We start from the raw sequence: 12,941 nt of genomic DNA on the forward strand, positions 1-12,941 counted from the left end.
TCAAGGGAATCGTCACTGCAACACCTGCTGGGCGGCCCGCAACGCTCCCTGGACATCCAGGTATCGCGCGGCGTAGTCGCGAGCGAGCAGGTCCTCCGGCACGAAGCCGTCATGCTTCTCGAGAGCCATGTTGGCCACGTGGCGCGTGAGGGACTCCGCTCGGGGTGCTCCCTCCGCTACGAGCGCGCGCAGGGCACTTTCCACGTCGGACTGTTGTCCTTGCACGCTGAGAACAGGCCCCAAAGTCTCCACCGCCAACCCACGGGTCTGGAGCGCGAGCGCCAGCGTGTGCACGACCGCGTCACCGGCCCACGGGAAGACATGGACCTCCCGACCGGAGGCCACGATGGAGCGCTCGCTGAGCCTCAAGCGCTGGAAGGTTGCGCGAGCTTCCGCTAGCAGTTCCTGGGCTCGCGCATCCAGATATCGGGGCAGGGTGTCGCCGGCGTAGACCGAGCGCATTTGTTCCCGGACACGGTCGTGCACACCCCCTACGCCGGTGGACTCGAACATGGGGACTCGCCCCGCGGGCGCGGGCTCCAACTCCACGATCTTTTCGTCTCCCTGCACGGCGAGCACCCGCCATCGCCGTCCACCGAAGATGAGGTACGTGCCAACGAAGAGTGGCTGGTCGATGGGCATCGTGCCCAGCGTGCGCCCCCCGCTCACCAGTCGGAACTCCTCCACCGAGGCGAAGGCCGCATAGAAGCTGTAGTGGTTGACGAGCCGCTCTCCTACCCGGCCCAACAGCAATGTCCCATCCGAGGACTGCGAGAGCAGTTCCCGCTGTCCCAGGCCCCGCAGGAAGTGTGCGAAGTCCTTGTGTGACACCCTTGCGAAGGGGCCCTGGTGGCACAGGGCCAAGAAGGCCTCGCCGGCCTTGACGCCGCCATGCTGGGCGATGAGCGAAAGCAACTGCTGCACCAGCGTTGAGAAGTGGAAGGCTCCCGACGCAGGAGGCTCGAACCAATTCGTCAAGAGCAGGTCGAGCATGGCTACGGATTGGACCAGTCGAACGCGAAGCTGATCCGGCAGCGGGCTGGTGCTTGTCAGCGCTGCTTCCTGCAAATACATCCGGAGCACGGCGGGCCCGCCCTTCCGGCCACTGCGACCCAGGCGCTGGCGGAGGCTGGCCACCGAAGGAGGAACTCCCACCTGCGCGATGCTCTGTACAGCGCCCACGTCGATTCCCATCTCCAGCGTGGTGGTGCACACGAGGCTGATGGGGCGCTGCTTTGCCTTGAGCGCGATCTCCGCTTCTTCGCGCAGCTCTTTGGAGAGGTTGCCGTGGTGCGGGAAGAACTCGTTGGGCAGCCGCGCCTCTTCACACATGCGGCGCAACAAGTCCGCGTAGAGCTCGACGTTGGCCCGGCTGTTGGCGAACACGAGGTTGTGCGTCCCTCTCAGCGTCTTGAAGAGGTGGGCACCCACGTCGTGTTCATCCTCGGGTATGCCGTTGGCGGATTCCGGGGCCTCGGTTTCTCGCTCGCCTTCCCCGGAGGCGAGCCGCCGCGCATCGGGCGTGCTCCTGCGATAGCCCCTGAGTTGAAGGAGCAGCTCTCCACCACCGGCGGCGGAGTTGCACAACTGGACCTTCGGGCCTGCGCCGGGCCGCAGGAACTCTGCGGCCAGCGACATGTCGCCCAGCGTGGCGCTCAGTCCCACTCGTGGCACGGTGCGCCGCAGCGTCAGCTCGAGGCGATGCAGGAGCGATTGGAGCTGGCAGCCTCGCTCGGTGCCAAGGAAGGCATGCAGCTCATCGATGACAATGAACTCCAGTCCCGAGAACAGTCCCACGAGCGCGGAGCCCTGTCGGATAAAGAGTGCCTCGAGCGACTCCGGCGTGATGAGGAGGATTCCCGCGGGCGACTTGAGCAACTGCGCCTTGTGTCCCTGGGAGACATCGCCGTGCCAGCGATGCACGGGGATGCCAAGCCCCGTGCAGAGCCCATCCAATCGTTCGAACTGGTCATTGATGAGCGCCTTGAGTGGGCCGATGTAGATGGCGCGCACGCTCCCTCCGGCCCCATCGGCCAGCCGGCTGCAGATGGGCAGGAACGCGGCCTCCGTCTTCCCGCTTGCCGTCGAGGCCGCGAGGATGACGTCATTCGTCCTCTCGAGGATGGGGACGATGGCCGCCTCCTGGATGCCGCGCAGCTCCTTCCAGCCCTGGGTCCATACCCAGCGCTGCACCTGGGGGTGCAATCGGTGGAAGGTGCGCGATGCGGCGCTGCTTGGGTCAGAGCTTGAAGGATGCGAGTTCATCATCTGCTCCGGCCGAAGGGCTCCCTGCCTCGGTCTCGGACAGGGGCGCCAGGTCGGGATTGACGTCTGCGGCGAGTTCCACGCCGCCGAGGAGCTCCTTCCAGTCCGCGCTTGGGTTCTGTTCAAGCACTGCCAGCAGGTTGATGAAGGCGGTGACGGTGCTCCGGGGCGTGCGGAAGTAAGCCTCACCGATCCGTTCGGAGCAGTGGGTCATGAAACCCCGGAGTCCCTCGTCGGGCAGGCGCTGCGCGGACGGGTCCCCGGCGGAGTAGACGTGCCGCAGCTTGGTCAGCAGGACGTATAGGTCCTCGGGAGTGAGGTTGGCCAGCCGGAGGACCGGAGAGCTGAAGTCCACCAAGTTGCCCACCGCGAATGTGTTCTGGGCCAGTCGAGACTGGAGCGCCTCGTAGCTGTAGAGGCCGCGGCGTGTATCCATGAGGAACTCCGGTGTTCCTCCCAGGATGAAGCCCAGACCTTCGGCGCTGCCCTGGAGACAGTCATTGAGGATTCGGAGGATCTGCTCGTAGTTGGACGCACGCGCCTTGGTATTGGCCAGCTTGTAGAGGTTGACCAGCTCATCCAGGCACACCAAGAGCCCGTCGTAGCCGGACAGGCGGACGAAGCGCGCCAGGAGCTTCAGCTGATCGTAGACATCCGCGTCGTCGATGATGGTACGGACCCCGAGCGCCTTGCGAGCATCGGTGCGCGTCGAGAACTCGCCGCGCAGCCACTTCACGGCGTCAGCCTTGAGCACCTCGTTGCCGCTGTCATGGCCGCGCCAGTAGGCGGCGATAACCTCTGCGAAGTCGTACCCGCCCACCAGCTCTGACAGTGCGGCGAGCTTCTCTCGGATGACGACCTCGGCATTCTCGTTGCGGCTCTTCGCGTCCGTGAGCGCGCTGGAGACGAAGCGTTCCACGACGCTGGCGATCGCGCCGCCCTCGGGGCGGGCTCGGGTGGCCAGATTGCGCATCAGCTCTGCGTAGAGGCCGCGGGCCTTGCCGTCCGTTGCGTGGATGCGCCGGTCGGGATTGAGGTCCGCGTGCAGGGTGACCAGCCGCTTCTCTAAGGCGATGGAGCGGATGAGATTGAGGAAGAACGTCTTGCCGGAGCCATACTCGCCGATGACGAAGCGGATGGCGCTTCCGCCCTCGGCGACTCGCTCGACGTCGCGGACCAAGGCTCGGACCTCCTCCATGCGACCGACCTGGATGTGCTGTTGACCCACGCGAGGCACCACTCCTGCGCGCAGCGACTGGACGATGGCGTCTCGGTCCCTGGGCCTGATGCGTCCCTGCGGTGTCGCGTCTGTCATGACATCATCTCCTTGACTGCCAATGCATTGAGCTGAAGTGTTTCGTCGCCTTCGAGGATCGGCTCGCCGCACACCTCGAACGCCGCATCGTTGATGACGTCCAGCGCCCCGTCGGGAAGCAGGCCGAGTCCGCTGGCGAGTTTCTCCACCTCCGAGCGAGGCCACTCCGGCTTCGCGACGAGCGCGCGCAGCAGGGAGGTGTGGAGGGTGTCCAGCCCCGCGACTCCCGGCTCGGTCGTGGCGGGTGCTATCGGGGCTTCGGAAGATGGGGTGTCCTCCTCCGAGAAGATGCTGCCCAAGAGACTGGAGACCGCCGCGGTCTCCACGAGCTTGGCCTGGACACTCCGCATGTCGAGTGCCAGCCGTTCGCTTTTTTCGGGAGGCGGTGGAGGGATGGCAAAGCCTTGCTCAGGTGTACCCGCCAGTCGCATGGAGACTGGCTCGGTCGCCGGAGTGGGCCGGGTCGCCGCGGCAGCGTGAATCTTCGAGTAGACGCTGCTTTCGTCCAGCCCCAACATGGCGAAGAGCTTCGACAGGGTCTTGATCTCCTGGGGGGACACATTGCCGTCCGCCATGGCGACGTCGACCAGGAGGTTTCCGAGGGACGTTCTGGCCTCGGGTGTCAGGGCTTCCACTCGCTTCTTGTGGCCCGTGCTGGATGCGGGTCGAGCGAGCAGCCATCCGAAATGGGCCTGCAGCCGGACCTTCTCCGCGGCAAGTAGCCCTTGGGCTGTGTCCACCCACGCTTCCATGCGTGTGACTTCCTCAGGGGAGACAGTTCCATCGGCGCTGGCCACTGCGGTGGCGAGGTGGAGCATTGCGAGCGTCGACAGGTAGCTTGGGGACGGCGCGCTCGGTGAGTCGGGTGGGAGCGCGAAGATGCGGGCGGAGTCGTCGGCAGAGAGCACCGCGCCGCCCATGCGAGGATCGGGCTCCATGCCGTAGCCGAGCTTTTCGAGAGCCTGAGCCAACCCCACGGCTTCGGACTTGGAGAGCTTGGCGGAGGTTGCAGTGGGCCAGTGTTTCAGCAACTCGGTGGCGGCGACTGGCGCGGAGGCGCTGGTTCCCAGCGATTGGCGCAGCAGCGCACGGAGTGCCTGTACGTCCGAACCTCCTTCCATGGAGATCGCCAACTCGGGGGGGAGCAGTGCCAGAGCGCTCATGCTGTTGCGCGCGTCGGAGCTTTTCCCCACCCAGCGGCTATAGGACTCGAGCGAATCGCAGCAGTCCTCGATGAGTGCTCGTACAGGTTTGAGCGAAGTCTCTGATGCCTCGTTGACGGAGGCCGATGCCAGTCGCACGGGGCCTCCGAAGGAGGCGCTCGCAGGGCTATAGCGGGCCTCCACCTTCGCCTTCCTGGTGCGAGGGACGATGCCTGCGCCGTGGTCTCGCTGGTAGCGCGCGCGGAAGAGCGCCTGGAACTCCTCGGGGCAGCGGGTGGCGGGCGTCCGCAGTTTGATGTCGCTGGCCTCAACGGCCCAGGCGAGGGCCCAATCCGCTGGAAGTGCGAGCCCCTGGGTGGCGGCGGCTCCCACGGCCATGCGTACGTCGTATGAGGCCGCACCAGCGTGCCGCATCGTGAACTGGGGAACCTCCTTCAACAGTCCACTTTCGCCGGTGCGTCGCACGCGGAGGACGTCGAGGAGGGCAGAGGCATAGTTACGGAACGAGTTGCTCGTCCTGTAGACGTCGAGGAGGCCTTGGACTTCGTCTTCGATGAGTCGGGCCTCGGCGAGGGCCTCGGGTTCGGTGCCCAGGTCGTGAATCACGCGCCGTTCCAGTCCATAAAAGAACAGGAAGACAAAGCCGATATAGCCCCCGGGCTGGCGACGTCCGCCTGCGAGCCATTCGAGGTAGCCCGCCCGGGATGCGGGAGAGATATCCGAGTATGACGGCCAGTACCCCATACCCTCTCCCTCACGATTCGGTCGCGAGGCAACCTCCAGTTTGGGCTGGATGAGGGCGGGCTCGGTGCTCGGTGCATTTACGGAGCGCAGCTGTGCGCCCACGTAGAGCATTCCACCCTTGAGCCTGTAGCCTGCGACCTCAATGGACTGGCCGGGAGGAATCCATCCTGCCTTCTGCGATACGGCGGTTTGTCGCAAGGGCCCGTGAGAGGACGGCTCGAGGGGGGCGGGTGTGATGGTCCGCGCGGGAGGCGCCTGTGTGCTGGCCTCTCGCCTTGCGAGGTCAAAGGGCTTCGAGTTGGTGGCGAGAGGCGTTGGTGCGCTGACCTCGGGTGCGCTGGGAGCGGGCTCCACATGTGGCACGGTCGGCGTTGAGCCGTTCCGTGCGAGAATCTCGGTGGTGCGCCTCACCTCCGGTCGAGGCTCATCCGGAATGTGGGCTCTGAGCCCTGGGGCGACCTTGGGCGCGCTAGCCGTCTCGAATCGCAAGGTGAGAGCAGAGGAATCAGTCGCGGAGGATGCGGCGCCAGTCAAGCCATGTCGGGCGACGCTGGCGCGTGCCTGCTGCGAGGCCTTTCCGTGGGCATTGCGCTTGTTGAGCCAAGCAATGCCACCCCACGCGCCCAGTCCAAAGATGACGAGACAACACAGCGTCCCACTGACTCCGTCTGACTGCGCAGCAGCGACAAGCGTCGGCAGCGCTGCTATCCATACCGCCACCACCATTGTGTCGCTCCCCGCATGGTGTCCAAGAATGGCTACCTCTTATGTCTGCCCCTACCAGTCCGACGAAGGGTACTGGGATGCCGGACCTTGCGTAAGGGAAAGGCATCTGTGACGCCTCCCTCCGGAGTGGTATTCCCTTTGGGGTGCGCATGACCCAGTGTGGGTCTGAACAGTTCGGCGGATGCGGCCCTTGCGCAAGCCATGGATGCGCGCCACGAGGCCGACTCGAGGGATGGCGGGATTGCCGAGGTGGAAGGATGGCGCTGCGATGGCGGACGTGATGGTCAAGCCGCGCGATGGGCAGTCATCAAGTCGCTCGCTGCTGCAGGAGTTGGCGCTGGGATTCACTCGAGCGGGGGCGGGTCGTGGAGCTTCCGTAGCCCGTGGTGAACAGGAATGGACCTCCGCCTGCGCGTGATGCCCCGGAGGGGCGGAATCTGGTGCGAAGGGGCGTATCGCGGATGCCCACTGTGGGCGAGGTAGCGGAGAAGCTGGCCGTCTTCCAGTCTCCCGGCTGAGCGCTCTTGACTGATGGAGACCTGAAACGGGTGTTGGATGGGCAGACCGTCCGGCTCCTGGCCTCATTGCTGGAGGCACTGCTCTGCCGGAGGGAGTCGCTGCTGGGTGGTTGCCAGTTCGACAGGGCCACCTGAAGCCCCTGCGCACTGGACGCTGGAGCTTTGTGGCTTCCACTCACCAATCCAGGAACGAATGGACTCATGCAACGGCAGACTGCTCGATGGATGTGAGCCGGGTGTATCAACACTCAGGTGCGGGACCTGTGCCCCTGCCGCCTTCATCGATGAGTCGCGTCGAGGAGTTCTTGGAGCTGAGGGGAGTTGAGAGTGTCTCTGTCCTGTGCAGCCTGAAGCGCGGCGCGGCCTTGCTCCGACTCTCCGGCCATCTTCCAGGCGCTCCAGGCATTCGCGTAACAGACGCGCCGGTTGTAGGCCATGGCCTCCCACGCGGGCGCATCCTTCCCCTGGAGCAATGGCTCCGAGGCGCGCATGAACTCCCGCGCCGCGCGCGTGTAGTCGCCGGCCCGGTACGCGGCGGTGGCTTGCTCGAAGAGACTGGCGGCGGCCTCCTGACGGGCGGTGCGCTCGGAGGCGTCCGCATCCGTGCCAGTCGGATAGCCCATGAGTTCTTCCAGCAGGGGAGGCTCCATGCCTGTCTCCATCGTCCGTGCCGAGCGGTCTCCACGGCACGCCACGACCGAGCACAGCACGAGGCCCAGGGGAATCAGGAGGCGTGCTCGGCTCACTTTGTGTAGTCCCCGTTCTGGAAGAACTCGTAGATGGGCAGGTAGTGCGCCTGGACGAAGGCCGGGGTCGTGAGCCACTGCGAGTAGGCCTCTGCGTAGAACTCCTCGGGACTGTAGGGCCAATTCTCACGCGCGTACTTCGTGAATGGAACGATGTGATTGGCATTCACCACGTCCACGAAGCGCTGCAGCCGCAGTGAGCGTCCTCGCGTATGCGCGAGTGTGCGGGCCGCGTCGCGCCAGGCATCCTGCGCGGTGAGCACGGGCGCGAACGTCGTGAGCGCGAGGTTCGCTGGATTCGCGGCCTGGAGCGCGCTGCGTGCGGCGGTCCGAGCGGAGAACGCGGCGAGGAGCGTGTCGTCCAGCGCATCGAGGTCCTGGGTCGCCGGTGCCTTCGCCACATACGTATCCATGGCGCTGGGAATGGCCGAGATGGCGGCACGGAAGGCGTCGCTCTCCGCCTGGGCCGCGGGGTCGAGCGCCTTGGCCGCGGTCGTCGCGGTCGTCAGGGCAGCCTGGGATTGGGTTCGTTGAGTGCCCAGCGCTTTCTCGAGCGGGTCCGTGGTCGCCGCGGGGACTTGCGCGGCGGCCACCGCGGACTGGCTCGTCTGCTCCGCCCGCACGGCTTTGTCGTAGGTCTGCCGTTGAGACGTCACGGTTGGACGGAGCGCCCGGGCCTCGCCCTGTCGCCCCGCGCGGACCGCGCGGTTGAAGCGTTCCACGGTAGGGTTCAGGGCCGCGACCGCTCGATTCTGCGCCACGACCGCCTCCGCGTGCTTCGCGCTCAGCGGGCGGACAGCCTGTTCCTCCACCGCATGTCCAACCTCATGAAGGATGGTCCCGAAGCTGGCGGGCCGTGGGTTCGCCGCGTCCCCGAGGAAGCGCGGTGTCGCCGCGAACGCGGTATCGGCCAGCTTGAGCGTGGCGCGGGTCGGCGGCGCGGTGGACCCTTGCGGCACGCCTCCTCCCCGGGAGAACTCACCCGCGTGCCCCCGCGGAAGCGTCCGCACCCGCACCAGCTCGACATCCTTCAGGGCCGCGACATCCGTTGCTGGCAACAGCGCGAGCGACGCCACCACGTCGCTCAGCTCCGCGGGACTCCAGCGACCGTCTCCATTCAGGACGGTGAGGCCAAACGTCGCGTTGAGCTTCGTCCTCGCATCCGGGTCGGCGAGCTGCGGGGACTGCGGGACGGCGGCCCTGGAGAGGAGTTCGGCTCGGGCATTGCCTTGTGCGTCGATGGTGACACGCACGAGTCCCGTGGCTTGGGGCGTCGTGGTGCCTGGCGGCGGTGGCCAGCCCAGCGGAATGGATTGGGTGAGCACGGTGTCCCACCGGTCCGAACGTCCCACCGTCCACAGGAAGTATTGAAGGAAGATCATCGCCTCGCTGTTCGGGGCCGCGCCGGACACGGTGGCGCTGGTGATCTCCTTTCGTTTGATCTGCTCGTCGAGCAACGCCCGCGTGCTCTGCACGGTGTGCCCTGGCGGAAGGGGTGCAACGATGAACCCCGTCATGTCGAAGAGGGGCGCGCGAAGCACCATGGCCTGATTCCGAGGCGACCCCGCGACATGGGCCAGCTCATGGAGCAGCAGCGCCTTGCCCATGGGCGTCTGGGGCGCGTACTGCCCCGCACGGAAAATGACGTCCTTGCCGGAGGTGAACGCCCGCGCGCCCGCGGCCCGCGCCAGCCGGTGTGCTTCCGGACCGTCATGCAGTTGCACCTGCGCGAGTGAGGTCCCGAAGCGACTCTCCGTGTCAACGCGCAGGGCCTGGGGGAGCGGCTTGCCCTCATCGACGCGAAGCATGCTCTCCAGCCCCGCGGGGGCTCGGGCCTCACAGCCGTTCCCTTCCACCGGAGGAAGGAGCCTGAGCCGCCCGAAGTCATGTCCCAGTCCTGGAGACGCAGCCCTCACCGAGGATTGTTCGTTCCGTGGCTCGGGTGGCGCCCCGCGAGGAGTGGAATTCCTCTCAGGCACTCTCAATGAGGGGGCCGATGAACTCTCCCAGAGCCACGTTGACTGGCGTGCCATGGCAAGGACTGTGACACCCGTTAGGATTTGCGGGCAAGTCAATCACCCCGGAGGTCCAGCCATGCCCCCAGCTCGCGCGTGACCCGCCTCCATGGGTCGTGACACCGAGACAGCGCGGCTCGCTCCGAGGAGACTTCCGAAGTCATCACGTGCTTCTGGTGGCGCCACTCAAGAGCGCACGGATGGACGGTTCGGGGCGCCTGCGTCATGGATGCTCGACGTGTCAGTCTTTCGAGCGGCGCGGTCGAAGCGGGGTGCGTTCCCGGAAGACGCGAACGCGTTGCTGGATGACGCCAGCCTTTGGCTTGTGCTGCGTTCCTGACGCCAAGTGCGCGAAAGAAGATGCTTTCTTTGTCTGTGAGGGAATGGCACTCGGGTTGCTCCTGGATGCGTGCCATGCAATCGCAGACGACACTGAAGCTCCCGGCTGTGCTTGCTCGCGCCCCGTTCGCCCGCCAGCCGGCGGTCTCGGGTGGATCCTCCGAAGGCCAGGGCGCGCAAGGAGGACGCCGACCCGCGCGACATGTCGCCATCTCCGCGAGCCACGAGCTGTTCCCGTCGCGGGACGCGGCGCTGGCTTGCGTCGTCGAGAAGCGCGTCGTCGCTCATCAGCGGATGCGAGACCAACAGCAGGGCCTCACGCGCCGTGCTCCCGTGCGACTCGCCGCGACGCGGATGGAGCGGACCCAGGAAGGAGGCATCGACGACCTGAAGTTCCTCTACCCGGTGCTCGACACCCTCCCTGCCATCGCGTTTCCCATCCTCCACTTCGCGACCTGTGGCGCCCAGGTCAGTGTCTATGGATCCGCCGAGGTGGGCCGGGTGGTGGAGGTGATGCGTGGCTATCTGCTCGAGGCGCGCGTCATCGACGCGCCGGAGAAGCTGCTGTTCGTCCCGGAGGACCCACGGCGCATCTCCTTCTTCCACTCCGTCAAGAGCGCCGCGGAGCCGCTGGCGGCGAAGGATGCGGAGGCGCTCGTGTGGTGCGCGGGGGACATCGTCCTCGCCTATGACGTCTTTCCTTGGCTGATGGAGCCGGACCTGGGGTCGCACCAGCTCGTCCTCAACGTGGGCGCGAAGCAGCGGGTGTTTCCAGAGGGAACGCCGGAGCTGTTCCTCGGCAACTACTACGAGACGCTCATCACCCGGGATGGGCAGGGGGCGTCACAGATATTCGACGTCAAGGATCCGAACCTGCTCGTCTTCACGCGAGAGGGATTGCGTGGCCTGTCCCGCCTGGATGACTTGCGAAGCGCGAAGGACTCCAGCGTCTACATGGACGTGTTCTTGCGGGCCGCATGGCGGGCGCTGGCCAGCTCCAGAGCGCTCGCGTGCCTGGGGACGCTGCGCTACGGCCTCAAGCGTCAGCGGGGAACACTCCGGCCCGGCGAGGGGCTGCGTCAGGACCATGCCAGCGATTTCGCTTCGGCCTTCTTCGATGTCCGGGTGCGACTCAAGGCGGACACGGTCGACCCGTTTGTCCTCAAGGACTGCGACAACTTCGAAGACCTGTTCGGCTTCTACCGCAGCTTGCTCCAGGGGATCGTCGACGAAGGCGCCACACGTGAGGAGGGCTATCGCCGCCTCGCGGAGTTCTACCCGCATGCGAAGCACCTCCTGGCCCTCTCGGACCGATTGCTCCCCCTCTGGAATGAACTGCCGCTGTGGCGTCATTGGCCGGAGCTGATCCGCGACCGAATCTCCACGTGCAACCGCCGCCTGACCGAGGCGCTCCGAGACAGGGACCTGTACGACGGGACACCGCCGCTCCCGGAGTACTTCGCCGCCGATGGCTCCTTCCGGCAGGCACCCGCTCCGGGAGACGACCTGCCAGCCACGCGCGCCTTCCTGCGTGATGTCTATCTGCCGCGCTTTCATCAGGGCCGCGCGGCCTATGCCTCCGCGCTCGAGGAGTCCCAGCCATGAGGCTCGTATGGGAACCGGACTTCGTGGCGAGGGATGACCTGGCGGCGCGACTCTCCGCGCTGGAGTCCGCCCGGGTATTGGTGGTGGGCGATGTGATGCTCGACCGCTACTGGCATGGCACCGCGTCACGGCTCTCTCCGGAGGCGCCGGTGCCCGTGGTGCGCGTGGAGCGAGACGAGTGTCGTCCGGGGGGAGCCGCGAACGTCGCGGTGAACGTCGCGGCGCTGGGTGCCCAGGCCACGGTGTTGGGCATCACCGGGGACGACGCGGACGCGGGTTCGCTGGACGAACGGCTCGCGGAGGCACGGGTGTGTTCCCGCCTGATGCGGACCCCCGGTGTTCGCACCATCAGCAAGCTGCGCGTCGTGGGCACCCGTCAGCCGTTGATCCGCTTGGACTTCGAGGACGGTCTGCCAGGAAGCCATGATGCGCGGTTGCTCGAGGGGTTCGCGCCCCTGCTCGCGGAGGCGGGCGCGGTCGTGCTGTCCGACTATGCCAAGGGGACCCTGCGGGATCCGCAGCGCTTCATCCAGATGGCGCGCGCGGCCGGATGCCCCGTCCTGGTGGCTCCCAAGGGCCTCGACTTCACGCGCTACGCGGGGGCCACGGTGCTCGTCCCCAACCGGAGCGAGTTCGAGGCCGTGGTCGGCTCCTGCGCGGATGACGCCGTGCTCGTCGCGCGCGGCCTCGACTTGCTGCGGACACTGTCGCTGGAGGCGCTGCTCATCACGCGGGGCGAGGAGGGCATGACGCTGCTGCGGGACGGCCACCCCGCGCTGCACCTGCGCGCCACCGCGAGCGCCGTCCTGGACGTCACCGGAGCGGGAGACACCGTCATCGCGGTGCTGGCGGCGGCGCTCTCCTCGCGGGTCCCGTTGCCGGAGGCGGTGGCGCTCTCCAACCTGGCGGCGGGCCTCGTCGTGGGGCGACGGGGCACGTGCGCCGCGACCTTGCCGGAGCTGCGGCGGGCGGTCGCGGGCCCTCGCCAGCCGAGCCGAGGCGTCGTCACGGAAGAGCACCTCCTGGAACTGGTGCACGACGCTCGCGCGCGTGGAGAGACCGTCGCATTGACGCTCGGATGCTTCGACATCCTGCATGCCGGGCACGTCTCCTATCTGGAGCAGATGGTCGGCCTCGCGGATCGCCTCATCGTCGCGGTCAATGATGATGATTCCGTGCGGCGGCTGAAGGGTGCATCGCGACCGCTCAATCCGCTGGGACAACGGATGCGCGTGCTCGCGGGGCTCGCGGCGGTGGACTGGGTGGTGCCCTTCAGCGAGGACACGCCCGAGCGGTTGGTGTGCAGGGTCGTCCCCGACGTCCTCGTCAAGGGAGGCGACTATCGCCCCGAGCAGATCCCCGGGCAGCGCTGTGTGCGCGCGGCGGGAGGCCGGGTCCTCGTCTTGGATTACGTCGAGGGCTGCTCGACGACGGGGTTGGTGGCGCGCATCCACGAGCGCCAGGGCGCCGCGAAGCACGACCTCGTGAGCGTGGGGCCTGGGTGA

General features: G+C 66.8%; 7 protein-coding genes. 2 read left to right on the plus strand and 5 right to left on the minus strand.

Annotation, left to right across the window (positions count from 1 at the left end):
* Window positions 1-12: 12 nt before the first annotated feature.
* The 5 genes from JGU66_13705 to JGU66_13725 all read right to left on the minus strand — a co-directional run bounded on the left by JGU66_13705 (window position 13) and on the right by JGU66_13725 (window position 9,285).
* Window positions 13-2,193: a DEAD/DEAH box helicase gene (locus JGU66_13705; GenBank protein MBJ6761825.1), complete on the minus strand. Its 2,181-nt coding sequence runs from the start codon at window positions 2,191-2,193 to the stop codon at window positions 13-15.
* 46 nt (window positions 2,194-2,239) lie between these two features.
* Window positions 2,240-3,580, minus strand: coding sequence for an ATP-binding protein (locus tag JGU66_13710; GenBank protein MBJ6761826.1), 1,341 nt, complete (start codon window positions 3,578-3,580; stop codon window positions 2,240-2,242).
* Window positions 3,577-5,685: a TerB N-terminal domain-containing protein gene (locus JGU66_13715; protein ID MBJ6761827.1), complete on the minus strand. Its 2,109-nt coding sequence runs from the start codon at window positions 5,683-5,685 to the stop codon at window positions 3,577-3,579. The genes JGU66_13710 and JGU66_13715 overlap by 4 nt, the downstream gene beginning before the upstream one ends.
* 1,324 nt (window positions 5,686-7,009) lie before the next feature.
* Window positions 7,010-7,381 (minus strand): hypothetical protein, encoded by a 372-nt coding sequence (locus JGU66_13720; protein ID MBJ6761828.1) that lies wholly within the window; start codon window positions 7,379-7,381, stop codon window positions 7,010-7,012.
* A gap of 92 nt (window positions 7,382-7,473) precedes the next feature.
* A complete protein-coding gene (locus JGU66_13725) occupies window positions 7,474-9,285 on the minus strand; it encodes a DUF4157 domain-containing protein (protein MBJ6761829.1) in 1,812 nt (603 codons plus the stop codon).
* A 621-nt stretch (window positions 9,286-9,906) separates the two neighbouring features.
* On the opposite strand from JGU66_13725, the gene JGU66_13730 reads away from it, so the two are divergent.
* Together JGU66_13730 and hldE are read left to right on the plus strand one after the other, a co-directional pair.
* The gene (locus JGU66_13730) at window positions 9,907-11,436 is read left to right on the plus strand and encodes a hypothetical protein (GenBank protein ID MBJ6761830.1); all 1,530 of its coding nucleotides are present in this window, start codon (window positions 9,907-9,909) and stop codon (window positions 11,434-11,436) included.
* Window positions 11,433-12,941: a bifunctional D-glycero-beta-D-manno-heptose-7-phosphate kinase/D-glycero-beta-D-manno-heptose 1-phosphate adenylyltransferase HldE gene (gene hldE / locus JGU66_13735; GenBank protein MBJ6761831.1), complete on the plus strand. Its 1,509-nt coding sequence runs from the start codon at window positions 11,433-11,435 to the stop codon at window positions 12,939-12,941. Before JGU66_13730 ends, hldE begins: the two co-directional genes overlap by 4 nt.

The organism is Myxococcaceae bacterium JPH2, assembly GCA_016458225.1.
Lineage (GTDB): Bacteria > Myxococcota > Myxococcia > Myxococcales > Myxococcaceae > Citreicoccus.